General features: G+C 69.0%; 22 protein-coding genes. 14 read left to right on the top strand and 8 right to left on the bottom strand.

The genetic code is table 11. From position 1 onward, the window contains the following. Positions 1-3,216, top strand: a 3,216-nt coding sequence (carB, locus tag Q8Q88_RS23715; RefSeq protein ID WP_305677644.1) for a carbamoyl-phosphate synthase large subunit, incomplete at its 5' end; no start/stop codon positions are given. A 275-nt stretch (positions 3,217-3,491) separates the two neighbouring features. Here carB and Q8Q88_RS23720 read toward each other — a convergent pair. The 3 genes from Q8Q88_RS23720 to Q8Q88_RS23730 all read right to left on the bottom strand — a co-directional run bounded on the left by Q8Q88_RS23720 (position 3,492) and on the right by Q8Q88_RS23730 (position 4,941). Further along, positions 3,492-4,250 (bottom strand): Crp/Fnr family transcriptional regulator, encoded by a 759-nt coding sequence (locus tag Q8Q88_RS23720; RefSeq protein WP_305677645.1) that lies wholly within the window; start codon positions 4,248-4,250, stop codon positions 3,492-3,494. Between the two features lie 98 nt (positions 4,251-4,348). Beyond that, positions 4,349-4,696 carry a hypothetical protein gene (locus tag Q8Q88_RS23725; protein ID WP_305677646.1) on the bottom strand — a complete coding sequence of 116 codons (348 nt, stop codon included), beginning with the start codon at positions 4,694-4,696 and terminating at the stop codon, positions 4,349-4,351. Next, positions 4,693-4,941 carry a hypothetical protein gene (locus tag Q8Q88_RS23730; protein WP_305677647.1) on the bottom strand — a complete coding sequence of 83 codons (249 nt, stop codon included), beginning with the start codon at positions 4,939-4,941 and terminating at the stop codon, positions 4,693-4,695. Before Q8Q88_RS23730 ends, Q8Q88_RS23725 begins: the two co-directional genes overlap by 4 nt. A 255-nt stretch (positions 4,942-5,196) precedes the next feature. Here Q8Q88_RS23730 and Q8Q88_RS23735 point away from each other — a divergent pair, with 255 nt between their 5' ends. Continuing rightward, positions 5,197-5,361, top strand: a complete 165-nt coding sequence (locus tag Q8Q88_RS23735; protein ID WP_305677648.1) for a hypothetical protein — start codon at positions 5,197-5,199, stop codon at positions 5,359-5,361. Between the two features lie 30 nt (positions 5,362-5,391). Here Q8Q88_RS23735 and Q8Q88_RS23740 read toward each other — a convergent pair whose 3' ends face one another. Next, entirely contained in the window at positions 5,392-5,910 is a 519-nt protein-coding gene (locus Q8Q88_RS23740) for a GNAT family N-acetyltransferase (protein ID WP_305677649.1), read from the bottom strand. A gap of 127 nt (positions 5,911-6,037) precedes the next feature. Between Q8Q88_RS23740 and Q8Q88_RS23745 the strand changes: the two genes are divergently transcribed. Next, complete coding sequence (locus Q8Q88_RS23745) at positions 6,038-6,835, top strand: SDR family NAD(P)-dependent oxidoreductase (protein WP_305677650.1); 798 nt, start codon at positions 6,038-6,040, stop codon at positions 6,833-6,835. 9 nt (positions 6,836-6,844) lie between these two features. Then, positions 6,845-7,345 carry an ATP-binding protein gene (locus Q8Q88_RS23750; protein WP_305677651.1) on the top strand — a complete coding sequence of 167 codons (501 nt, stop codon included), beginning with the start codon at positions 6,845-6,847 and terminating at the stop codon, positions 7,343-7,345. On the opposite strand, the gene Q8Q88_RS23755 is transcribed toward Q8Q88_RS23750, so the two are convergent. Next, complete coding sequence (locus tag Q8Q88_RS23755; protein WP_305677652.1) at positions 7,342-7,971, bottom strand: glutathione S-transferase family protein; 630 nt, start codon at positions 7,969-7,971, stop codon at positions 7,342-7,344. The two genes, Q8Q88_RS23750 and Q8Q88_RS23755, sit on opposite strands and share 4 nt — an antisense overlap. 197 nt (positions 7,972-8,168) lie before the next feature. On the opposite strand from Q8Q88_RS23755, the gene greA reads away from it, so the two are divergent. The 4 genes from greA to Q8Q88_RS23775 are packed head-to-tail and all read left to right on the top strand — an operon-like array spanning position 8,169 to position 12,071. Next, positions 8,169-8,642, top strand: a complete 474-nt coding sequence (greA, locus tag Q8Q88_RS23760; protein ID WP_305677653.1) for a transcription elongation factor GreA — start codon at positions 8,169-8,171, stop codon at positions 8,640-8,642. A gap of 29 nt (positions 8,643-8,671) precedes the next feature. Next, the gene (locus tag Q8Q88_RS23765) at positions 8,672-9,676 is read left to right on the top strand and encodes a mitochondrial fission ELM1 family protein (RefSeq protein WP_305677654.1); all 1,005 of its coding nucleotides are present in this window, start codon (positions 8,672-8,674) and stop codon (positions 9,674-9,676) included. 45 nt (positions 9,677-9,721) lie between these two features. After that, entirely contained in the window at positions 9,722-10,777 is a 1,056-nt protein-coding gene (gene pseG / locus Q8Q88_RS23770) for a UDP-2,4-diacetamido-2,4,6-trideoxy-beta-L-altropyranose hydrolase (protein ID WP_305677655.1), read from the top strand. A 34-nt stretch (positions 10,778-10,811) separates the two neighbouring features. After that, on the top strand, positions 10,812-12,071 hold the full coding sequence (locus tag Q8Q88_RS23775; RefSeq protein WP_305677656.1) for a flagellin modification protein FlmF: 1,260 nt from the start codon (positions 10,812-10,814) through the stop codon (positions 12,069-12,071). Between the two features lie 4 nt (positions 12,072-12,075). Here Q8Q88_RS23775 and pseI read toward each other — a convergent pair whose 3' ends face one another. After that, positions 12,076-13,131 (bottom strand): pseudaminic acid synthase, encoded by a 1,056-nt coding sequence (gene pseI / locus Q8Q88_RS23780; RefSeq protein WP_305677657.1) that lies wholly within the window; start codon positions 13,129-13,131, stop codon positions 12,076-12,078. Positions 13,132-13,246: 115 nt separating this feature from the next. Here pseI and trxB point away from each other — a divergent pair, with 115 nt between their 5' ends. The 5 genes from trxB (at position 13,247) to Q8Q88_RS23805 (ending at position 19,324) form a co-directional block, all read left to right on the top strand. Then, entirely contained in the window at positions 13,247-14,254 is a 1,008-nt protein-coding gene (gene trxB / locus Q8Q88_RS23785; RefSeq protein WP_305677658.1) for a thioredoxin-disulfide reductase, read from the top strand. Positions 14,255-14,312: 58 nt separating this feature from the next. Then, positions 14,313-15,611 carry a UDP-N-acetylglucosamine 1-carboxyvinyltransferase gene (locus tag Q8Q88_RS23790; protein WP_305677659.1) on the top strand — a complete coding sequence of 433 codons (1,299 nt, stop codon included), beginning with the start codon at positions 14,313-14,315 and terminating at the stop codon, positions 15,609-15,611. A 69-nt stretch (positions 15,612-15,680) separates the two neighbouring features. Beyond that, positions 15,681-17,417, top strand: coding sequence for an amidohydrolase family protein (locus Q8Q88_RS23795; RefSeq protein WP_305677660.1), 1,737 nt, complete (start codon positions 15,681-15,683; stop codon positions 17,415-17,417). A 32-nt stretch (positions 17,418-17,449) separates the two neighbouring features. After that, positions 17,450-17,935, top strand: coding sequence for a GNAT family N-acetyltransferase (locus Q8Q88_RS23800; RefSeq protein ID WP_305677661.1), 486 nt, complete (start codon positions 17,450-17,452; stop codon positions 17,933-17,935). A 228-nt stretch (positions 17,936-18,163) separates the two neighbouring features. Beyond that, positions 18,164-19,324 (top strand): Gfo/Idh/MocA family protein, encoded by a 1,161-nt coding sequence (locus Q8Q88_RS23805; protein WP_305677662.1) that lies wholly within the window; start codon positions 18,164-18,166, stop codon positions 19,322-19,324. Here Q8Q88_RS23805 and Q8Q88_RS23810 read toward each other — a convergent pair. Then, positions 19,300-20,067 carry a PIG-L deacetylase family protein gene (locus Q8Q88_RS23810; protein ID WP_305677663.1) on the bottom strand — a complete coding sequence of 256 codons (768 nt, stop codon included), beginning with the start codon at positions 20,065-20,067 and terminating at the stop codon, positions 19,300-19,302. The two genes, Q8Q88_RS23805 and Q8Q88_RS23810, sit on opposite strands and share 25 nt — an antisense overlap. 41 nt (positions 20,068-20,108) lie before the next feature. Further along, positions 20,109-21,347, bottom strand: coding sequence for a cell wall hydrolase (locus Q8Q88_RS23815; protein ID WP_305677664.1), 1,239 nt, complete (start codon positions 21,345-21,347; stop codon positions 20,109-20,111). 102 nt (positions 21,348-21,449) lie between these two features. Between Q8Q88_RS23815 and Q8Q88_RS23820 the strand changes: the two genes are divergently transcribed. Beyond that, complete coding sequence (locus Q8Q88_RS23820) at positions 21,450-23,828, top strand: PAS domain-containing sensor histidine kinase (RefSeq protein ID WP_305677665.1); 2,379 nt, start codon at positions 21,450-21,452, stop codon at positions 23,826-23,828. Positions 23,829-23,952 lie beyond the last annotated feature (124 nt).

Here is a 23,952-nt window from a genome sequence, read left to right on the forward strand (position 1 = left end):
TTCGACTATTCGGGGGTCCAGGCCTGCAAGGCGCTGCGCGCCGAAGGCTACCGCATCGTGCTGGTCAATTCGAACCCGGCCACGATCATGACCGACCCGGACGTGGCCGACGCCACCTATGTCGAGCCGATCACACCGGAGATCGTCGAAAAGATCATCGCCAAGGAACGGCCCGACGCCCTGCTGCCGACCATGGGCGGGCAGACGGCGCTGAACACGGCGCTCGCCCTCGAGGCTTCGGGGGTGCTGGCCAAATACGGCGTGGAGATGATCGGGGCCAAGGCCGACGTCATCGACAAGGCCGAGGACCGCCAGAAGTTTCGCGACGCCATGGACAAGCTGGGCCTCGAGAGCCCGAAGTCCAAGGCCGCCCACACCATGGACGAGGCCCTGGAGGGCTTGGAATTCGTGGGCCTGCCCGCCATCATCCGCCCGTCCTTCACCCTGGCCGGCACGGGCGGCGGCATCGCCTATAACCTGGAAGAGTTCCACGAGATCGTGGCGCGCGGCCTCGACCTCTCCCCCACCACCGAAGTCCTCATCGAGGAGAGCGTGCTGGGCTGGAAGGAGTTCGAGATGGAGGTGGTCCGCGACAAGGCGGACAACTGCATCATCGTCTGCTCCATCGAGAACATCGACCCGATGGGCGTCCATACCGGCGACAGCATCACCGTCGCCCCGGCGCTCACCCTGACCGACAAGGAATACCAGCGCATGCGGGCGGCCTCGATCGCCGTCCTGCGCGAGATCGGGGTGGAGACCGGCGGCTCCAACGTGCAGTTCGCCGTGAACCCGGCCGACGGGCGCATGGTGGTCATCGAGATGAACCCGCGGGTGTCGCGTTCGTCGGCGCTGGCCTCCAAGGCCACCGGCTTCCCGATCGCCAAGGTCGCCGCCCGACTGGCCGTGGGCTACACCCTCGACGAGTTGATGAACGACATTACGGGCGCCACGCCCGCCTCGTTCGAGCCCAGCATCGACTATGTGGTCACCAAGATCCCGCGCTTCGCCTTCGAGAAATATCCGGGCTCCGAGCCTCACCTGACCACCGCCATGAAGTCGGTGGGCGAGGTCATGGCCATCGGCCGCACCTTCGCCGAGAGCCTGCAGAAGGCCCTGCGGGGGCTGGAGACCGGCCTGACCGGCCTCGACGACATCGAGATCGAGGGGGCGAACGACCCCGAGACCGGCCGCGCCGCGGTGATCCGCGCGCTCGGCCAGCCCACCCCCGACCGCCTGCGGGTGATCGCCCAGGCCTTCCGCCATGGCCTGTCGGTGGACGAGATCAACGAGGCCTGCTCGTACGAGCCCTGGTTCCTGCGCCAGATCGAAGACCTGATACGCGCCGAGGCCGCGATCATGGTCGCGGGCCTGCCCGCCAACGCCGCGGAGTTCCGCAGCCTCAAGGCCCAAGGCTTCTCCGACGCCCGCCTGGCCAAGCTGACCCACACCACCGAGCGCGAAGTGCGCGAGCAGCGCCGCGCCCACGGGGTGCGGCCGGTGTTCAAGCGCATCGACAGTTGCGCGGGCGAGTTCCGGGCGGCCACGCCCTACATGTACTCGACCTACGAGACCGGGGCGCTGGGCCAGACACCCGAATGCGAGAGCGAGCCCACCGAGGCGCGCAAGGCGATCATCCTGGGCGGCGGTCCCAACCGGATCGGCCAGGGGATCGAGTTCGACTACTGCTGCTGCCATGCGGCCTTCGCGCTCGACGCCATCGGCGTCGAGTCCATCATGGTCAACTGCAACCCGGAGACCGTGTCGACCGACTACGACACCTCCGACCGGCTCTATTTCGAGCCCCTGACCGCCGAGGACGTGCTGGAGCTCATCGCCGTCGAGCAGACCCGCGGGACTCTGCTGGGCGTCATCGTCCAGTTCGGCGGCCAGACGCCGCTGAAGCTCGCCCAGGCGCTGGAAGACGCCGGCATCCCGATCCTCGGCACTTCCCCCGACGCCATCGACCTGGCCGAGGACCGCGAGCGCTTCCAGCAACTGCTGCACCGGCTGAAGATCGCCCAGCCGGTCAACGCCATCGCCCGTTCGCGCGACGAGGCCTTCGCCGGCGCTCACGCGGTCGGCTACCCCATCGTGATCCGGCCCTCCTACGTCCTGGGCGGCCGCGCCATGGAGATCATCCGCGACGACGAGCAGCTCGAGCGCTACGTCAACACCGCCGTCCAGGTGTCGGGCGACAGCCCGGTCCTGATCGATCAGTACCTCAGCCGCGCCACCGAGGTCGACGTGGACGCCCTGTGCGACGGCGAGACCGTCTTCGTCTGCGGCGTCATGGAGCACATCGAAGAGGCCGGGGTGCACTCGGGCGACAGCGCCTGCTCCCTGCCCCCCTTCTCGCTGAAGCCCGAGACCATCGCCGAGCTGAAGCGCCAGACCGAGGCCATGGCCTTCGCGCTCAACGTCCGCGGCTTGATGAACGTTCAGTTCGCCATCGAGGAGCCGCACTCCGCCGCTCCGCGCATCTATGTGCTGGAGGTCAATCCCCGCGCCAGCCGCACCGTGCCCTTCGTGGCCAAGACCATCGGCCAGCCGATCGCCGCCATCGCCGCCAAGGTCATGGCCGGCGAAAAGCTCGCGAGCTTTGGCCTAGTGGAAAAGCCTTACGACCATGTGGCCGTGAAGGAAGCCGTCTTCCCCTTCGCCCGCTTCGCCGGGGTCGACACTATCCTGGGCCCCGAGATGCGGTCCACGGGCGAGGTCATGGGCCTGGACTGGATCCGCGAGGGCGAGAGCTCCAGCGCCCCGGCCTTCGCCCGGGCCTTCGCCAAGAGCCAACTCGGCGGCGGGGTGAACCTGCCCAAGTCCGGTTGCGTCTTCGTCTCGGTGAAGGACGCCGACAAGACCTGGATCAAGGAGCCGGTGCGCCTGCTGATCGAGCTCGGCTTCAAGATCCTCGCCACCTCGGGCACCGCCTCCTACCTATCCGGCGAAGGCCTGGCGGTGGAGACGGTCAAGAAGGTGCTGGAGGGCCGGCCGCACATCGTCGACACCATGAAGAACGGCGGGATCCAGCTGGTCTTCAACACCACCGAGGGCAAGCAGTCCTTGGCCGACAGCTTCGAGATCCGCCGCACGGCCCTGATGATGAAGACCCCCTACTTCACCACCACCGCCGGAGCGCTGGCCGCCGCCCAGGCCATCGCCGCAACCGTGGAAGACACCCTCGAAGTCCGGCCCCTGCAGAGCTACACCTAGGGCCGCGGCGGGTTGAATTTAGCCGGTAGCCCCTCGCATGAGGCGCGCTGTCGTCGCCTGGGCGCTCTCATCATCGCTTAGGCGGCGCCACTCCCCGGCCATCTCCAGCCAGTTGGCGCGCATCCCGGGCTCGCCGCAGGCGGACGCGCGACGTTCGCACATCTCGGCGTTCTGGCGGCAAGCAGCTGAGGACATCATCGCGACAGGGTGTCAGACCGCGCGAAATCGTTCTCTCACCTGAGTTACTCACCTGGGTTAGTCCCGTTTGACCCGCGCTACACGAGGTCGCCGGCGCGCTGACCTATGCCCGCGCCGCCGTGCACGCGATCGAGGTGAAGATACTCCCCGCTGAACTGAGCGACCTTCTTCAGACCCTCCGCATCGGTGACCTTTATCACCCGTCCGTTCTTCTCGATCAGACCCTCCGCCCTCAGCTTCTGGAGGGTTCGGTTGGCGTGGACGGGCGTGAGGCCCGTCGCGTCGGCCAGGTCGGTCTGGGTGATGGGAAAGTCGAAACTGTCGTCAGGGGCCAGCTGGACCATTCGGTACCGGACCAGCATCTCATAGAGAAGGTGGGCGATCCGTTCCTTCGCATTACGCCGCCCATGGTCGATGATGCGTTCGCGCAGGACCCCCAGGTCCGTCATGGTGCCCCACCACAGGGCCTCGCCCAGATTGCTGGTCTCGCGCAGCATCTGTTTCATCGCCGCCCCGGAGACCAGCGCCGTGGTCGTCGGGGTCATGGCCGCGACCCCGTGATCCATCACCTTCAGGACGAATATCTCGGCGTCGCAGAGGTCGCCGGGAATGAGGAAGGCCATGATCTGGCGGCGGCCGTCCCGCAGGATCTTGTAGCGACAGGCCAGGCCTGAGAGCACCACGTGGCAGTCGGCGGAATGGGCGCCGTCGGAGATGATGTCCTCACGCGGAGCGTGGTGCAGCGCCTTGCCGGAAATCAGCTTGTCGAGGCGTTGTTTTTCCTCGTCGGAGAAAACGGTGAACATCTCCATCTTCAATGTCCAGGGGTTCGGCATGTCCGCTCCGAGCTAGCTGGGCCTTGCAATTGGATGTTCAACGCGCTCGGCGTGGGTTCCGCCCACTGGAAGCTTGCGTTTTCTCCTCGCCCGCGCCGCTACGCGGCGGCCCGCAGCTTCGTCTCCAGGAACACCAGGATCGCCACCGTGGCGCTGTAATAGGCGAAGCGGGCCGGGACGCCGCCGTGCGCCAGGTCCACCCCGGTGGCGATGACGAAGATCGCGATCAGGGCCGCACCGGCCCAGAGCTGCGCCGGGAGCCAGAGGAAGGCCAGGGCCGCGAGGATCTCGGCGCCCGCCAGCAGCCGGATGAAGGTCCCCATATGGGCCGCCGAGCCGCCCCCATGGGCTGCGGGCCAGCCCTCGACGAAGGTCTTGGCCGAGGCGAAGACGATGAAGGCGACATAGACGCAACGATATAGATAAAGGGCCGCCGTTTCGTTCATTTCGGAGTCTCCGTCAGGCGGTGGGCGTCGGCCGAGGTGAGGTCCAGGCCGTAGACGCCCTTGAGCGCGGCTATCTTCTCCAGGGTCTCCGGCGAGAACGGCGACTTGCCCTCGAAGGCGTGCAGGGTCATCCCCTCGATCAGGTCGCCCAGCGACATGTCGAGGTACTCGGCGAGGCTTTTCAGCACCTTCAGCAGGCGGCGCTCGATCCGCACGCCGGTCTGGGTTCGCTCGACTGTTACCATGGTAACTTGGTATCATAGGCATGGTGAACGGGCAAGCCGGTAACCCCCGGCGCACGCGCTCGTGAATGGCTCAGCTTAAGACTCTGATTGACCGAGGTTCTTGGCGAGCGCACCCTTTGCGTGTCGCCTCGCTTCGGCAGGCGCGTAGTGGGCGAGCTCCGGCGGCCCCTGATGACCAGCCGGAAGGCCCACCTGGGCGCCTGTCGCAGTCTGGCGGAGGACTTGTCCTCTTGAACAGTATGCGAAGGAAACGCCATGCAATCCGGACACCACGAGGGTGAGGTCCACCACCACAAGAACAAGCACCTGCTCGAGCGCTTCGAAGGCTACACAGACTTGATCATTGTGGGGCTGATCATCGCGCTCGGGGCGGCCATGCTGGTCGGTCTTCTGACCGCCAACGGCAAGGTGACCTGGTAAGCGTCAGGACCCAACGAGACGCCGATCTGGTCAGAGCGCCCTAGCCAGCACCAGGTCGTCGTACTCGTTCGCGCCCACGCGGAATTTCCTCACACCCGCCTCGACATAGCCTTGGCGGGCGTAAAAGGCGATTGCGCGCGAATTTCCACCGAATACGCCCAGCAGCATCCGGGTGAATCCGGCCTGCGCCGCGGCGTCCATCGCCGTGGTCATCAGCTTGGCCCCGAGCCCGGTTCCGTGGAACCGGTTCAGCACATAGATGCGCTTCAGCTCCACGTCCTTCTCGCCGGTCGGCACCGGCAGGTCCGGCGGCGTCAGGGCGGCGTAGCCGACCGCGGCTCCGCCCTCATCCATCTCCGCCGCCCACAGGCTGTAGCCGGGCTTGGCCAACCAGTCCGCGTACAGCGCCTCGCCGTGCTCGCTCCTGCAGTGGCTGACGATATCGGCGGACGGCAGCACCCCCGCATAGGTCTCCAGGAACGTCGCCTGGCCGACCAGGGCCAGGGCCGCCTCATCGCCCGGGCGACAGGCCCGGATGGTGATGCTCATGAACGCTCTCCCTACTGGTGGGCTCTGCGGCCCGAATCTAAGCGACGCGGCGTGAGGCTGGCCCTGATCGAAGAGCTAGGCTAGGCGTAGAGGTAACTGAACAACGATCACTATTGGGAGGGGAGCCATGGCGGGACGGGTCGAGGACAAGGTGGCGCTGATCACCGGCGGCGCGAGCGGGATCGGGCGCGGCTGCGCCGAACGCCTGGCCGAGGAAGGCGCGACCGTTGTCGTGACCGACCTGCAGGACAAGATGGGCGCCGACGTCGTGGCGGCGATCATCGCCGGCGGCGGCAAAGCCGACTACCTGCATCACGACGTCACAGCCGAACAGGCCTGGATCGACGTCATCGCCGCCATCAAGGCCAGGCATGGCCGCCTCGATATCCTAGTGAACAACGCCGGTATCGGCATCTCGGGCTCGGTGCTGGAGATGGCCCTGGCCGACTTCCAGCGCCAAACGGCGATCAACCTCGACGGCGTCTTCCTGGGCGTGAAACACGCCATCCCGCTGATGCGCCAGGGCGGCGGCGGCTCGATCATCAACATGTCGTCGGTGGCCGGGCTGAAGGGCTCGGCGATCCTGGCCGGCTACTGCGCCACCAAGGGCGGCGTGCGGCTGTTCACCAAGGCCGTGGCCATGGAATGCGCCAACGCCAAGGACGGCGTCCGGGTCAATTCGGTGCACCCCGGCATCATCGAGACGCCGATCTGGGACTCGATCATGGGCACCGGCGAACCGGGCGACAATGCGCGGCCCGCGCGGCCGGTGGTGCTGGACGCCATGAGCGCCGAGGGCGTGCCGCTGGGCGTGAAGGGCTATCCGCTGGACATCGCCAATGGCGTCCTGTGGCTGGCCTCCGACGAGAGCCGCTATGTGACCGGCGCCGAGATCGTCATCGACGGCGGGCTGAGCGTGAAGTAAGGGCGGCTCATGCCTGCCACTTTGCACGTCGTCTTCGGCCCTTCCGGCGCCGGGAAGTCCACCTACGCCCAGGAGCTCGCCCGCCGCGAGCCGGCCGTCCACTTCGCGCTCGACGACTGGATGGCCCGCCTGTTCGGCGCCGACATGCCCGATCCGCTGGAGTTCGAGTGGATGATGGAGCGGGTCGAGCGTTGCGAGGCGCAGATCTGGTCCACGGCCGCGGCCGCCATCGCGACGGGAACCTCGGTGGTCCTGGACTTGGGCCTGATGCGCAGGGCCGACCGCGCGCGGGTGGCCGAGATCGCCCAGGCCGTCGAACTGCCCCTGCAGTTCCACTTCGTCACCGCCCCGGCGGCCGTGCGACGCGCCCGGGTGATGGAACGCAACGAGATCCGCGGCAAGACCTTCGCCATCGAGGTGAACCCGGAGATGTTCGAGTTCATCGAGGGGGTCTATGAGGCGCCGGACACCGTCGAGTTGGCCGGCTGCGTGGTGTCGGAAAGCGCCTAGGTTCCCTCGAACAGCCACGCGGGCCAGGTGGCGTCGGCGGCGCGCTGATAGGCCGGGCGGCGCGCCAGGCGGGCGTTGTAGTCCATGATCGCCGGAAGCTCCGGCAAGTCCTTGCGGTGCAAGGCCGCCGAGAGGGTCGAGCCCAGCATGACGTCGGCGGCGGTGAACCGGCTTCCCAGCAGATAGTTCCGCCCCTTCAGCGCCCCCTCCATCACGCCCAGCATGTCGTTGAAGGCGCCGAAGCCGGTCTCAGTCCCGGGCAGGTCGATATGCTTGTGGTGCAGGCTGATCAGCGGATCCAGCACCGCCGTCGAATAGACCATCCATTTCAGATAGGGCCCGCGATCGACGTCCTCGATCCTGGGCGCCAGGCCGCCATAGCCGTAGCGGTCGGCCAGATAGATGCAGATGGCCGGGTTCTCGCTGACCACCACCTTGCCGTCGGTGATGGTGGGCACCTTCCCGGACGGATTGAGCTTCAGGTACTCAGGCTTCTTCTGGTCGCCCTTGCGGATGTCGACGGTCTCGACCCGGAACGGAACGCCCAGCTCTTCCAGCAGCCAATAGGCGGTGAACGCGCGGCTGGCCGGCGAGTGATAGAGGGTTATCCCGCGCTTGGGCGTCATGCTTGGCCTTTCAGACTTGCCGTCTATCTAGGTTGGCCGCAGACTGGGCGCCAGACGGCGGCAGCCGTCTTCCAACGTCATGTTGCATCGCACCCCTTGAGTTTTCCTGGGCAAGCTTCTATCCTCTACCCCCCCGGACGCCTGCGCCCGCGGCCGGCAACGAACACCTCAAGGGCGAACCCGAGTCCCCATCTACCATGGAAAAAGTCCCGATGACCGCCGAGGGCTGGAAAGCTCTCGACGACGAACTAAAGCGTTTGAAGACCGCTGAGCGCCCCGCTGTGATCGCGGCGATCTCGGAAGCGCGCTCGCATGGCGACCTTTCCGAGAACGCCGAGTATCACGCCGCCAAGGAACGCCAAGGCTGGATCGAAGGCCAGATCGCCGACATCGAAGACAAGATGGCGCGCGCCCAGGTGATCGATGTCTCCAAGCTGTCCGGCAGCCAGGTGAAGTTCGGCGCCACCGTCTCCGTGGTTGACGAGGACACCGAGGAAAAGGCCCGCTACCAGATCGTCGGCGAGCACGAGGCCGACGTGAAGAAGGGCAAGATCTCGATCCTGTCCCCGCTGGCCCGCGCCATGATCGGCAAGGAAACCGGCGACGTCGTCGAGGTGCACACCCCCGGCGGCGGCAAGGCCTACGAGATCACCAAGGTCGATTGGGCCTAGCACCCGGCTCCGGCCCGAGGGCTTGCGACGTGGCGACACCCGCAACCGAACGTCCCTTGATCGTCTGGGCCGTCTCCGACGGCCGCGCCGGCATCGAGGCCCAGGTCACCGGGCTTGCCGGCGCCGTGGCCGCGCGCCGCAAGGCCAAGGTCGTGATCAAGCGGGTCGGCTGGAAGGGTTGGATCGGCCGCCTGCCCTGGTGGCTCAACCTGCTGCCCAAGCGTTTCCTCTCCCCGGAGAGCGAGGTCGCGCCCCCGTGGCCGGACCTCTGGATCGCCGCGGGCCGCGCCACCCTGCCGCTCTCGCTGCGCATCAAGGGCTGGTCGGGCGGTCAGGCCTATGTGGTGCAGGTCCAGGATCCACGCCTGCCGCCCTCGAAGTTCGACCTGGTCATCCCGCCCAAGCATGACCGGTTGGCGGGCGACAATGTCTTCCCGATCATCGGCTCGCCCGGCCGGGTGAACGCCGACCGGCTGGATGGCGACCTGGCGCGCTTCAAGGACGTGCTGGGGCCCCTGCCCCGCCCCCGCGTGGCCGTGGTGATCGGCGGCAAGTCCAAAGCCCACGACCTGTCGCCGATCCGCGCTGCGGCCATGGCCCGGGAGATCGAGCTGCCGGTCACCCAGGAAAGCGGCTCGGTGATGGTCACCTTCACCCGTCGCACCCCGCCCCAGGCCCAGGCGATCCTGGCCTCGCGGCTGCGGCATCTGCCGGGGGTGATCTGGGATGGGACCGGCGACAACCCCTATTTCGCCTACCTGGCCGCGGCCGACTACATCCTGGTCACCGAGGACTCCACCAACCTCGCCACCGACGCGGCCTCCACCGGCAAGCCGGTCTTCATCCTCAAGATGGACGGCGAGAGCCTGAAGCTGCGCCGCTTCCACGAGGACCTGGAACGCCTGGGCGCCGCGCGGCCCATGGGCGACAGCTTCCATAGCTGGCGCTACGAACCCCTGGCCGAAACCGACCGCGCCGCCGCCGAGGTTCTGACGCGCTACGACGCCTGGAAGGCCGCGCGGCCCGCGCTGTAACGCCGCCTTTCCACAGCGAAGGTTTAGGCCTTCCATGGCTGCGAGATGATTCTCCGCCCGCGCATCCTGTTCATCGCGAACGCCGGCCCTGACGTCGGCGGCGGTCACGTGATGCGCTCCTTGACCCTGGCCCGCGCGCTGATCGCCAAGGGCGCGGCCTGCGCCTTCCTGGCCCCTCCCGAGGTGGCCGCCGTGCTGGACGCCTTCGGCCCCGACATCCCGCGTGAGGACGCCACCTCCGTCGACGCCGAGCACCTGGCCGACGCGGCCACCGGCGTGCAGTTCGACGCGGTGGTGTTCGACCATTACGGCCTGGCCCGCGCCGAGCACGAGGCGGTGGCCCACGGCCGCCCGACCCTGGTGATCGACGACCTCGCCGACCGGCCCCTGGCCGCCGACCTTGTGCTGGACTCCGGGCCTGCCCGGGTGGCGGCCGACTACGCCTTCTTCGCCGACCAAGCGCGCCTGCTGCTGGGGCCCGACTACGCGCCCGTGCGTCCCGAGTTCGCCGCCCTGCGCCAGGAGGCCCTGGCCCGGCGCGGCGGTCCGGTGGCTCGCGTGCTGGTGGCCCTGGGCCTGACCGACCTCGGCAAGATCACCGCCCGGGTCGTCGACCACCTGCGCCAGCGCAACGGCCAGGTGGCCCTCGATATCGTGCTGGGAAGCAGCGCCGGCAGCCTGCCGGGCCTGCGCCGCGTGGCCGCCCACGATCCGCGCATCACCCTGCATGTGGACACCCAGGACATGGCGGCGCTGACCGCCGCGGCCGACGTCGCCATCGGGGCGGCGGGCTCCACCACCTGGGAACGCTGCGTGCTCGGCCTGCCCTCGGCGTTGCTGATCCTGGCCGACAACCAGCGCCCCGCGGCCCTGGCCCTGGCCGCCCGGGACGCGGCCCTGGTGGTCGACGCCCAGGACGCCGACTTCGAGGCCGTGCTGGACCGGGCCATCGTGCGCCTGCTGTCGGACGGCGCGACCCGCGCGCGCCTCTCGGCCGCCAGCGCCGAGGTCTGCGACGGCCTGGGCGCCGCGCGCGTCGCCGAGGCCTTCCTGGAGATCATCGCCACCCCGCGACAGCCTGTCCCAGGGGACCGGTCTTAACCAAGTCTTGGCAATGGCCGCCTCAGGTTGAGACATGGCCCAGGGCTCCACGAAGGTTCGGATCATCGGCGGCGGACTGACCGGCGTGCTCGCCGCGCTGCAGGCCCACAGCCTCGGCTGGCGCGAAATCGAACTGCATGAACGCTTCGGCGAACTGGGCGGATCGGACCTGCCCCGGCTGGATCACGGTTTGGAGCTGCGTGGTCGCCCCCGCCTGTTCGGCGGTCCCAGCGACCCGGTCCGAGCCCTGCTGGAATCCCATGGACTGGCCTTCGAAGACGCCGAGAACCGCGCCGGCTCCGTCAGCCCCACGCCCTGCGGCGACATGACGATCGTCCACGACTTCGCCGGCCCCGCCCTGCGCACCCGCCAGATCGCACTGTCGACCTGGACCGGCGACAGCCTGGCCGACCGCCTGCGCGCCTATCCCTCGGACATCGGCCAACCCCTGACCCGATACCTGCAATGGCGTCTCGGCGCGTGGCTGGACGAAGTCCACGCCGACGCGGCGGTCGGGCTCGGCGTCGACCAGGTGTTTCCCACCGGCGGCGATGTCGCCGACCTGGCGCTAGCGCGCCGCGCCTGCCCGCTGCACGCCGAGCTCTACGCCATTCCGCGCGCCCTCTGCGGACGCCTGGACGACACCGTCGTCGGCGTCCCGGCCGGCGGCTTCGCGGGCCTCCTCGCCGGCGCGCGGCGCGCCCTGGAGCGGCTGGGCGTCTCGATCCGGCTGAACAGCCTGATCGCACCGGGTCAGGCGCTGGCCGACCACGCCCCCGGCGACGCCTTGGTCTGGACCGCCGATCCGTCGCCCCTCTTCGCCCTGGCCGGGCTCGAGCCCCCGCGCCGGGTGGGACGGAGCCTGGTCACCCATGTCTTCAAGGCCCGCTACGCCGGGCCGGTCCCCTTCGTGCTGCGCAACTTCACCGCCCAGGGCGCGGTCTGCGAGATCCACCTCTACGAAAGCCGCGGCCAGGTCCTGCTGACCGCCCGCTGCGTGACCGAGGCTTCCGACGCCGACCTGCGCCGGGAAGTCCACCGGCTGATGTCGAGCTTCGGCGGCGCCTCGCTCTGTCTCGGCGAGCAAATGCTGAGCACGGTGGGACCTCAGGAGTCCTGCCTCACCATCGACGGGGCGAAGAAGCTCAAGGCCATGCGGATCGGCCTGCAACGCCGGTTCGGCGCGGGCTTCATCGACGCCGGCTGGGCCTGCGCGCACGAGAACCAACGCCTCGCCAGCATCGCCACGGGCCTCAGCCAGGCGCGAGAGACGCTTGAGACGGTCGCCGCCTAAGCCGCTAGCCGACCATGTCCCAGGCCAGGGGCTCGCCGCGGGCCAGGTCGCGCTTGGCGGGCTTGCCCAGCACCTCGTCCAGATGAGCCGGAGCCAGGCCGTTGCCGGGCCGGATCGAGCGGATGTTGCTCCGGCTCAGGGTCTCGCCGGCCTTGACGTCGGCGGCGACATAGAGCGAGCGGCGGAACTGCAGCGACCCGCGCTCGGAGCCCAGGATGTCGTAGTGGGCCCGGCCCAGTGACTTCCAGGCGTCCTTGCAGTCGCGCACCAGGGCGGCGAACTCGGCGGGCTCCAGGCTGAAGGCGGCGTCCGGCCCGCCGTCGGCCCGGGCCAGGGTGAAGTGCTTCTCGATCACGCAGGCGCCCATGGCGATGGCCGCCACCGAGGTCGCCGTGCCCGGTGTGTGATCCGACAGGCCGATAGGGCTCTCGAACCGTGTCGCCATGTCGGCGACAGTGCGGACATTGGCGTCCTCGAAGGTGGCCGGATAGCTGGACACGCAGTGCAGCAGCACCACGCCCGGCGCCCCGGCGGCCAGGGCCGCGTCACGGGCGGCGGCCATCTCGGCCTGGTTGGCCATGCCCGTGGAGATGATCAGCGGCTTGCCCTTGGCCGCGGCGTAGCGGATCAGCGGCAGGTCCACGGCCTCGAAGGAGGCGATCTTGTAGGCGGGCGCGCCCAGGCCCGCGAGCAGGTCCACCGCCGTCTCATCGAAGGGGCTTGAGAATATGGTCACCCCGCGCTTGTTGGCGCGCTCGAAGATCGCCGCGTGCCACTCGTACGGCGTCTGGGCCTCCTGGTAGAGCTCATAGAGGCTGCGCCCGTCCCAGAGCCCGCCGTGGATCTGGAACTCGGGGCGGTCGACATCCATGGTGATGGTGTCGGCGGTATAGGTCTGGATCTTGATGGCGTCGCAGCCGGTGTCGGCCGCCGCGTCGACCATCAACAGGGCCCGGTCCAGGCTGCCGTTGTGGTTTCCCGACAGCTCGCAGATGACATAGGGCTCGTGGTCGGGGCCGATCTTGCGGCCGGCGATCTCGATCTCGGGGAGGTGGGTCATCGACTGAACTCGGCGGAGGTTTCCCGCAAGCCTAGATACACCCCTTGAAGGCTGCGTTAACCAACCGCGCCCCGACCCGGTCGCAACGCGCCAGAATCTCACCTACATAGACGCGATGTCGCAGAACGCTCCCCGCACCACCCGCTGCCTGATCCTGGGTTCCGGCCCGGCTGGCTACACCGCCGCCATCTATGCCGCGCGCGCCTTGCTCAATCCGGTGCTGATCGCCGGTATCCAGCCCGGCGGCCAGCTCACCATCACCACTGACGTGGAGAACTATCCGGGCTTCGCCGACGTGATCCAGGGCCCCTGGCTGATGGAACAGATGCAGGCCCAGGCCGCCCATGTCGGCACGGAGGTCATCAACGACATCGTGCTGAAGGCCGACCTGTCCGAACGCCCGTTCCGGCTTGAATGCGACTCGGGCGACGTCTGGCTGGCCGAGACCCTGATCATCTGCACCGGCGCCCAGGCCAAGTGGTTGGGCCTGGAGACCGAACAGAAGTTCCAGGGCTTCGGCGTCTCGGCCTGCGCCACCTGCGACGGCTTCTTCTATCGCGGCAAGGAGGTCGTGGTGGTCGGCGGCGGCAACACCGCGGTCGAGGAGGCCCTGTTCCTGACCAACTTCGCCAGCAAGGTCACCGTGGTGCACCGGCGCGACGAGTTCCGCGCCGAGAAGATCCTGCAGGAGCGTCTGTTCGCCAACCCCAAGATCGAGGTGATCTGGGAGCACGGGATCGACGAGGTGCTGGGCTCCGCCGATCCGCTGAGCGTCACCGGCGTGCGGCTGAAGAACGTCAAGACCGGCGGGACCCGCGAACTGGCCGCCGACGGGGTGTTCGTCGCCATCGGCCACGCCCCGGCGTCGGAGCTCTTCAAGGGCCAGCTCGAGGCCGACGCGGCCGGCTATCTGCAGGTCAAGGCCGGCACGGCCTCGACAGCCATCCCGGGCGTCTTCGCCGCCGGCGACGTCACCGACGACATCTATCGCCAGGCGGTCACCGCCGCGGGCATGGGCTGCATGGCCGCCCTGGAGGCCGTCCGCCTGCTGGCCGAGGAAGACCACGAAAAGGCCCACCATCCGATCAGCCATCAAGAGGCCGAGAAGATCGGCACTTGGTGACGGCGATCCAGCCGGTAAGGTCGCTGACATCCCATCCTAGACGAGGCCGCGCGCGCCCATGACGAACCTGATCGTGCGAGGCGGCCGCGCCTTGCGGGGCGAGATCACGCCCTCGGCCAACAAGAACGCCGTCCTGCCGGTGCTGTGCGCCACCCTGCTCTCCGACGAGCCGGTGATCCTGCACCGCGTCCCCGACATAACAGACGTCCGTAAGCTGTTGGAATTCTTTCGGAACCTTGGCAGCAAGGTGGAGATGGATTTCGACACCGGGACCCTGCGCCTCCACCACGGCGGCGACCTCGATCCCAAGGCCGCGCACCTGCCGCTGGGCATGCGCTCCTCGATCATGCTGATCCCGGCCCTGCTGCACCGCTTCGGCCGCGCCAGCCTGGAGGAGGACGTCACCGGCTGCACTCTGGGCGCCCGCGAGATCGATCCGCACATCGACGTCTTCCGCGCCTTCGGGGCCCAGGTGGTGAGCGACGCGACCTCCATCGTCATCACCTCGCCAAAGGGCTTCTCGGCGGTCCAGCACTGGCTCGACTACGCCTCGGTCACCACCACCGAGAACTTCGTGCTGTGCGCGGCCACCGCCAAGGGCCGCTCGCGCCTCACCAACGCCGCCTGCGAACCGCACGTGCAGGAATTCTGCGACTTCCTGGCCCGCATGGGGGCGAAGATCGAAGGGGTCGGCGGCTCGCGCGTCGATGTCGAGGGTGTCGACGACCTGGGCGGGGTGGAGTTCACCTTCGCCGACGACTTCCATGAGGTGGCCACCTTCCTGGCCATGGGCGCGATCACCGGCGGCGACATCGCAGTACGCAACGGCTCGGTCGAGCAGTTCCCGCTGCTGGACCGCACCTTCGCCAAGTTCGGGGTGGAGATCACCCATGCCGACGGCTGGTCCCGAGCCCGGGTCGACGGCCCGCTGAAGGTGCGCGAGCCCTTCACCAGCAACATCCTGACCAAGGTCGAAGCCGCCCCCTGGCCCTATGTCCCGGCCGACCTGCTGCCGATCTTCGTGGCGCTCGGCGTGCGCGCCGAGGGCCAGGTGATGTTCTGGAACAAGGTCTATGAGGGCGCGCTCGGCTGGTCGTCCGAACTGGGCAAGTTCGGCGCCCACTCCCTGCTCTGCGACCCGCACCGGCTGATCACCTTCGGCGGCAAGCCCCTGGTCCCGGCCGAGGTCGAGAGCCCCTACATCATCCGGGTCGCCATCGCCCTCTTCATGCTGGCCGCCAGCATCGAGGGCGAGAGCACCATCCTCAACGCCTCCCCCATCCAGCGCGCCCACCCGCGGTTCGTGGAGAACCTCAACGCCTTGGGGGCCGACGTTTCGTGGGTGGCGGGAGACTAGGGACAAGAGTCTTGTTTGACCCGGCGTAACGCGGCTCAGGGTGTCGAAAAGACGCCCTGGGAGGCAGCGATGCACGATCTGGTCATCCGTAACGGCATGCTGGTCGATGGAACCGGCGCCCCTCCCCGCCGCGCCGACGTGGCGGTGGACGCGGGCCTGGTCACCCTGGTCGGCGAGGTCGCCGCCAAGGGCCGCCGCGAGATCGACGCCGCGGGCCTGATCGTCACCCCGGGCTGGGTCGACATCCACACCCACTATGACGGCCAGGCGACCTGGGACGCCTATCTGTCGCCCTCCTGCTGGCACGGCGTGACCACCGTCGTGATGGGCAATTGCGGCGTCGGCTTCGCGCCGGCCCGGCCCGACCGTCACGACTGGCTGATCGGCCTGATGGAGGCGGTCGAGGACATCCCCGGCGCGGCCCTGGCCGAGGGCATCAAGTGGGACTGGGAGACCTTCCCGGAATACATGGACAGCCTGGAGCGCAAGCCGCGCGTGCTCGACATCGCCACCCAGGCCCCGCACGGCGCGATCCGGGCCTATGTCATGGGCGAGCGCGGGGCGCGCAACGAGCCGGCCACCGCCGACGACATCGCCGAGATGGCCAAGATCACCCGCGAGGCCGTCGAGGCCGGGGCGCTCGGCTTCTCCACCTCGCGCACCCAGCTCCACCGGGCCAAGGACGGCGAGGCCATGCCCGGCACCTTCGCCGGCGCCGACGAGATGATCGGCATCGGCGAGGCCCTGGGCCAGGCCGGACACGGGGTGTTCGAAATGGCTTCCGACATGGCCATTCCCGAGGATGAGTTCGCCTGGATGACCGCCTTCGCGGCCAAGACCGGCCTGCCGGTGACCTACGGCCTGCTGCAGTCGCCGGGCGCGCCGGACAAGTGGCGCGACATGCTGGCCCTGACCGACAAGGCCCGCGCCGAGGGCGCCAACATCACCGCCCAGATCGCCTGCCGGCCCACCGGCATGGTGCTGGGCTGGCAGTCGACGGTGCATCCATTCGTCCGCAAGAGCGCCTATCGCGCCATCGCCCACCTGCCGTTCGCGCAGAGATTGGAACGACTGAAGGACCCCGCCGTGCGCGAGGCGATCCTGTCCGAGGACGCCCCGCCGCCGCCGGGGATCGGCGCGATCCTGACGCACGGCTTCAAGACGATGTTCCGTCTGGAGCGGAACGGGCAGCTCGACTACGAGCCCCGCGCAGAGGACTCCATCGCAGCGGAGGCCGAGCGCGCCGGCTGCAAGCCCGATGCGATCGTCTATGACATGTTCATGGAGAATGACGGCCGCGGTTACATCTACCTGCCCCTGTTGAACTACGCCCAGTTCAACTTCGACCACATCGCCGAGATGATGCATCACCCGGCGACGGTGCTCAGCCTGTCGGACGGCGGCGCCCATTGCGGGGTGATCTGCGACGCCAGCTTCCCGACCTACATGCTGACCCACTGGGTCCGCGACCGCGCCCGCGGCGAGCGCCTGACTCTGGAGAAGGTGGTGTCCATGCAGACCCGCGACACCGCCAAGCTCTACGGCCTCAACGACCGGGGCGTCGTGGCGCCGGGGATGAAGGCCGATCTCAACGTCATCGACTTCGAGGCCCTGTCGATCCGCGCGCCGGAAATGGTGTTCGACCTGCCGGCCGACGGCCGCCGGCTGGTGCAGCGCGCCGACGGCTATCGCGCGACCGTGGTCTCGGGCGTCGTCACCTTCGAGAACGGCGAGGCCACCGGCGACCTGCCCGGCAAGCTGATCCGCGGGCCGCAGGCCGCCCCGGTCGCGATGGCCGCCGAGTAGCCCCTCTCCGGGACCTGCCCTATGCTGAGGGCATGATCCGCCACGCTCGCCAGACTGAACACGCCGCCATCCGCGAGGTGGTCGCCGCCGCCTTCGCCAAGACCGACGAGGCCGACCTGATCGAGCGCCTGCGCGCCTGCGGCGACGTGGTCTTCGAACTGGTGGAGGAGGACGCCGGCGAGATCGTCGGGCACATCCTCTATAGCCGCCTGTGGGCCGACAGCGCCTATCTCTACGCCGCGCTCGCGCCCCTGGCGGTGCGGCCCGACCGCCAGAAGGACGGGGTCGGCAAGCGGCTGATGAGGGCGTCGCTGGAGACCGCGCGCGAGTTCGGCGCCCATGCGGTGATCGTCCTGGGCCATCCCGCCTACTATCCGAAGTTCGGCTTCTCCGCCGAGGCGGCCAGGACCGTCACCTCTCCGTTCTCGGGCAGCCCGGCCTTCATGGCCATCGCCCTGGAGGACGGGGCGCTGGATAGCCCGGTGACCGTGGCCTATCCGGAAGCCTTCAACGGCTAACGGCGGCGAACAACACGAACAGGCAGCTTCACCGGCCGTCGAGGTCGGCTCCGTTCGTGTTGTTCGTGAGGTTCGTGGTTCGATTCTGGCTTCGCCGGCGCGTTCTGAGAGACCCCTCATCCGACCGTTCTCCGAACGGCCACCTTCTCCCGCAAGGGGAGAAGGCGCGCGGAACCTGGCGGTCTGCGCCCTTCCCGCTAAGCTTGCGCCTTGAGATCGGAGCCCCCCATGAAGACCTATCGCATCGGCGTCATCGGCCTGGGTCAGCGGATCGCCCATGTGCTGGCCGCCATGAAGGAGGTCGGCTGGAGCCTGGATGTCGCCGCCCACGTGGACCCTGCTCCGGTGGGCGCGCCGATCCTGGCGGCGGCCGGGATCGATCCGGGCCGCGCCTGCGCCGACGCCGCCAAGCTGCTGGCGGGCGGACCCTATGACCTGGTGATGATCGGCACGCCCAACCACCTGCATTTCGAGCACCTCAACCTGGCGCTCGACGCCGGCTTCCCGATCTTCGCCGAGAAGCCCATCGTCCGCACCGAGGACGAGACCCTGGAGCTCGCCGCCCGCCTGGCCAAGGGCGGCGCCCCGCCCCTGTTCATCGGCCTGGTCATGCGCTCCATGTCGATCGTGCGCGAGACCATCGCCCGGGTGGACGCCGGGGACCTCGGAACCCTGGTTTCCATCGACGCCACGGAGCACCTGCCGCCCGAGCACGGCGGCTACCTGGCCCGCAACTGGCGGCGCAAGCAGGCCTATGGCGGCTCCTACCTGCTGGACAAGGTCTGCCACGACTTCGATATCTTCGGCCGGCTGGCCGGCGGGCGCCCCGCCAAGGTGGCGAGCTTCGGCGGCCGGGACATCTTCACCCCGGCCCGGGCCGACGCGCCCCGGGTCTATAGCGACGGCCAGCCCGCCTACGCCCTGCGCGACGCCGGCTGGGGCGGCGCCAATGACGCCTTCCAGTCCGACATGGACGTCACCGACCACCAGACGGCGCTGGTCCAGTACGACAACGGCGTGCGGCTCTCCTTCCACGCCAACAGCCACGTGGCCCTGCCCGAGCGGCGCTGGTACCTGGCTGGGACCGACGGGACCCTGATCGCCGACCTGGTCCGCAACAAGCTGATGTTCCGCAAGGCCATGGACCGCGGCAAGCCTGAGCGGATCGAATACGGAAACCGCACCGAGGACAGCCACAACGGAGCCGACCAATCCATGGCCCGCGACCTGCTCGCCGCCCTGGAGGGCCGCGACGCGTTCCCGGTCACGCCCTTCGACTCCATGGAGGCCGGGCTGACGGTCATGGCCATCGACGAGGCCATGGCGCGCGGCGAGATGCTGGACTGCGCCCCGATGTGGGCCCGCTACGACGCGGCGCGCGGCGCCTGAAGCAGGGCCCCGCCCACCAACTCCTGCAGGCGCGGCGTCGCCGGATAGGGATGGTGCCGGTACTGGCGGAAACCTTCGGCCATATCGGTCCCGAAGTCCCCGCCGCGCCGGCGACACCAGGCCTCCATCGACTGGAGCTGGTCGGGAACCCCGTGCTGGCGGGCGACCCAGCCGACCTGGCTGACGTGGGCGGCCAGCATGGCGCGCTTGGTCTCGAACGCCGGGGCGATGTCGACGCCAAAGTCGGGGACGATCCGCACGCCCTGACGATCCCGCCCACCGATGGGGTCCATGAAATAGAGGTGGGGGATGCCGGCCAGGGGCGCCGAGGGGCCCGTGCGGTAGTTCGGCACCGAGGCCGCGAAACAGGCGTCGCGCACCAGCTGGCTCACGGCCTCATGATCGGGATGATAGTCGGCCGGCGAGGCGGTCAGCACCACGTCGGGGGCTGCCCAGCGCACCAGTTCGGTCACCCGCCGCCGGGTCGGGTCGTCATTGAACACGCAGAGGTCGCCGACCTCGCCACAGCGATAATCGGCCCCGATCAGGGCGGCGGCGGCCGTCGCCTCGGCGTGGCGGGTGCGGGCGGTCTCCGCCTGGTCCAAGTCTGACGAGCCGAGATCGCCCGCGGTGACGGTGGCGATCTTCACAGCGTGGCCCAGCCTCGCCAGCACCGCGAGCGTCCCGGCGCCGAGGGTCTCGATATCGTCGGGATGGGCGTGGATCGCCAGCACTGTCGCCATGCCGCCGAGCCTCGCCGTGGCCGCGAGCGGCGTCAATCGGCCTATTGCAGGCTCGCGCCGTCCTGGCCATCGCTGGCGGGCGCGGCGGCCGTGGGCGCGGGCGGCGGCGGTGCGCGCTCCATCGCCGCCAGGGAGGCGTTGATTTCCTTGATCTCCGCGGCGCTGGGCTTGCGGCGCGGCGCGTAGAGCGTGCCCAGGACCCGGGTCTTCTCGCCGCCGGACGCCGAGGCGTCGGCGACATTATAGGTCCGCACCTCGCCGGCGACGGCCAAGGTCACCTGGCGACCGCCGCCAATGCCCTGGGTCTCGGGATCCAGGCCCTGAGTCCGCTGGTCGATGCCGCCCAGGATCGTGGGCGAGATATAGGCCTCGCCACCGGCGTAGCGTCCGGTGAAGGCGGCCGGTTCGCCCCAGGGGCCGGTCCAGCGATAGAAGATGTGCAGGCCGACCTGCTTCATCTTGACCAGGGTGGGGGCCCAGTACGGGGCGACATAACTGGCGTGATAGTGGGTGGCCGAGCCCACGGCCTTCGTCACATGGCCGTCCAGGGCGCGCCTGGCGATCTCCTGGGCCTGGCGCCAGAGGCTGGCCTCCGGCGCGTAGGCCAGCGACCCGTCGCAGGTGAAGCTGAACTGGCAGCCGGTGGCCCGGGCCGAGCCCTGATAGACCACGGCGCAGATCGATTTCGGATAGGCCGGATGGCGCATCCGGTTCAGCACCACCTGGGCCACGGCCTCGCGGCCGAGCAGGGGTTCGCGGGCGCTCTCGTAGTAGACCGCCTGGGACAGGCAGCGAAGGGCGCGCGTGCGGTCGGCCCCGTCGGCCTTGAGGTGGAACGGCTTCATCGGCCGGATCGGCAGCTTCGAAAACGACCGCAGCTCGTTGATTTCTTCGGCTGTTTCGGCGAGTTCCGTATTGAGGCCAAGGTCCGGGATCTCGTCCAGGTTCAGGGTCGTCCAGCCGATCGGCCGGCCCCAGAGGTCGGCGTGGCGGCCGATGTCGTGGCGGTTGGCCACCGCCAGCATGGCGGGATCCATCTCGCCCATCAGCCGGGTGATGGCGCGGTAGGACAGCGGCTGCGCCTGAACTCCCACGGTGGGGGTCTTGGCCGCGCCCCGCGCAGCCGTGAAGGCGTCAACACAGCCCCATAGCACCGCCGCGGTGGCGACGATCGCCATCGCCGCGGCGATCCAGGACTTATGAGACGCAAGAGATTTCACGGCGTGGATGGTGTTCCAGATTAGCAAGGGCGTGGGCTTCTGCAGCAAGAACCGGGCCAAAATAGGGTTCTTATCCGCAGATATCGAGTGTTGCCTGGAGTCTCGCACCCTCGCATGCTCCCGCCGCCGGCTCGCATTCGAGGTCGGTCCAAGGAGCCTCCCTTGCCGCTGACCCCCGTCGAGTGGCCGCTTCGGCTCGTTCCAAGGCGCTCGCCGTCCATGATCCGGGCCGCGACGATCAGCGTCGCAGCCATGGCGGCGGCGATCGGCAGCCGTGGCGCGATCCTCGGCTGGGATTCCGCGCTCGGTCTCTCGGTCACCTATTTCCCGGCCTTCATCATCGCCACCCTCTATGCCGGCCAGCGCTGGGGCTGGGCCACGCTGGCCTTCGCCTTGCTGGCGGGGCTGATCTTCCCCAACGCCCTGCCCGCCGGCATGTCGGGCCCAGCCGTGGCGATCATGTTCGGCCTCTCGGGCGCGGTGACCGTCCTGGTGGCCGCGGCGCTGCGCAGCGTTCTCCTGCGCCTGGGCGAGGCCCAGATCGAACTCGACGCCAGCGAGGCGCGCCTGCAACTGGCGCAGGACGCCGGCGACGTCGGTCTGTGGAGCTGGGACCTGGTGACGGGTGAGGGCCGCTGGTCGCCGACACTCTACAAGAACCTCGGCCTGCCGCCGGACAGTCCGGCGCGCATGGGCGGGCTGCTGAAGGCCATCCACCCCGACGACCGCGAGACCGTGCGCCTGAGCAACCTCGAGGCTGTCCGTGTCGGGCGGATGAACCCGACCGAATACCGGGTGATCTGGCCCGACGGCCAGGTCCGCTGGCTGCTGACCCGCGGCGAGATGGTCCGCGACGACCAGGACCGGGTGGTGCGCGCCGTCGGCGTGAACATCGACATCACCGACCGCCGGCTGGCCTTCGAGCGGGTCCGGGAGAGCGAAGCACGCTTCCGCGCCCTGGCCGACAGCGCCCCGGTCCTGTTGTGGGTCTCCAAGACCGACGGCAAGCGCGAGTTCGTAAACCAGGCCTATGTCGACTATCTCGGGGTCCCCTACGACGAGGCGATCAATTTCGACTGGCGTCAGCGGCTGCACGAAGAAGACCTGCCCCGCATCCTCAAGGAGCAGGTCGCCGGCGAGGCGTCTCGGGCGGCCTTCACCCTGGAAGCCCGCTATCGGCGCGTCGACGGCGAATGGCGGTGGGTCCGGTCGATTTCCCAGCCCCGATACGGCCCGACCCAGGAGTTCATCGGCTTCATCGGCATCGGCTTCGACGTCACCGACGCCAAGCAGGCCGAGGCCGACCTCATGCGGATCAACGATCTTCTGGCCGAGCGTGTCGAGGCGGCGCTGGCCGAGCGCGACGCCGCCGAGGCCCAGCTGCGGCACGCCCAGAGGCTGGAGGCGGTGGGCCAGCTCACCGGCGGGGTGGCCCACGACTTCAACAACCTGCTGACGGTGATCATCGGCGCCCTGGACCTGATGCAGCGCCATCCCGAGGACGCCGCCCGGCGCGAGCGCATGGTGGAGGCGGCCCAGAACGCCGCCCGGCGCGGCGAGAAGCTGACCCAGCAGCTGCTGGCCTTCTCGCGGCGCCAGGCCTTGAAGCCCGAGGCGGTATGCATCGACCGGCTGGTGGCCGAGAGTGAGCCCCTGCTGCGCCGCGCGGCAGGCGAGACCGCGGTCCTGACCGTGGCGCCGGGCGCCGGCGAGGCGGTGGCGATGATCGATCCGAGCCAGTTCGAGGCCGCTCTGATGAATCTGGTGGTCAATGCCCGCGACGCCGTCGATCAGGGCGGCGCGATCCGGATCGAAACCGCCACCTGTGACCTGGCCGAGGGCGAGGCGCCCGAGACGGAGGCCGGCGCCTATGTCTGCGTGACCGTGCGCGACACCGGCATCGGCATGACGCCCGACATCGTCGGCCGGGTGTTCGAGCCCTTCTTCACCACCAAGGAGGTCGGCAAGGGCACGGGCCTGGGCCTTTCCCAGGTCTACGGCTTCGCGCGCCAGAGCGGCGGCGGGGTGGCGATCGACACCGCGCCTGGGCAAGGCGCGGCGGTGCGCCTCTACCTGCCCCGGGCGAGCGCCCCGGCCAAGACCACCGCCGAGGCGGATTTCGCGCCGCAGGTCGCCGCGGCCGCGGTCCCGCCCGGCGGCCCCACCCTGAGCATCCTGCTGGTCGAGGACGATCCGGAGGTCGCCGACATGGTCGCGGCCATGCTGGTCGAGCTCGGCCACAACGTCGTGCGGGCCGGCGGGACCACCGCGGCGCTCGACCTGCTGCGGGGCGGCCAGGCCGCCGACCTGATGATCACCGACCTGGTCATGCCGGGCCCGAAGTCAGGGGTGGACCTGGCCCACGAAGCGGTCGCCCTGCGGCCCGGCCTGCCGGTGATCCTGTCCTCGGGCTATACCGCCGAGGCCATGAATTCGGCCAACGGCGCGCCCTGGCCCTTGCTGCGCAAGCCCTATTCGGCCGATGCCCTGGCCGAGGCCATCCGCCGGACCATGGAGCGGGCCTCCGAAACAATTTCGTGACAATGCGTGACTTGCCCCCGGCCGAACACGGGTCTATATGTCTCTCATCGGTTTTGCTCCTTTTGAGCATAATCACGACGCCGACGGGGCGCTGCAGACATCCCGCGGCGTTTTTTGAGGCCGA

This window comes from Phenylobacterium sp. (assembly GCF_030697925.1).
Classification (GTDB): domain Bacteria; phylum Pseudomonadota; class Alphaproteobacteria; order Caulobacterales; family Caulobacteraceae; genus Phenylobacterium.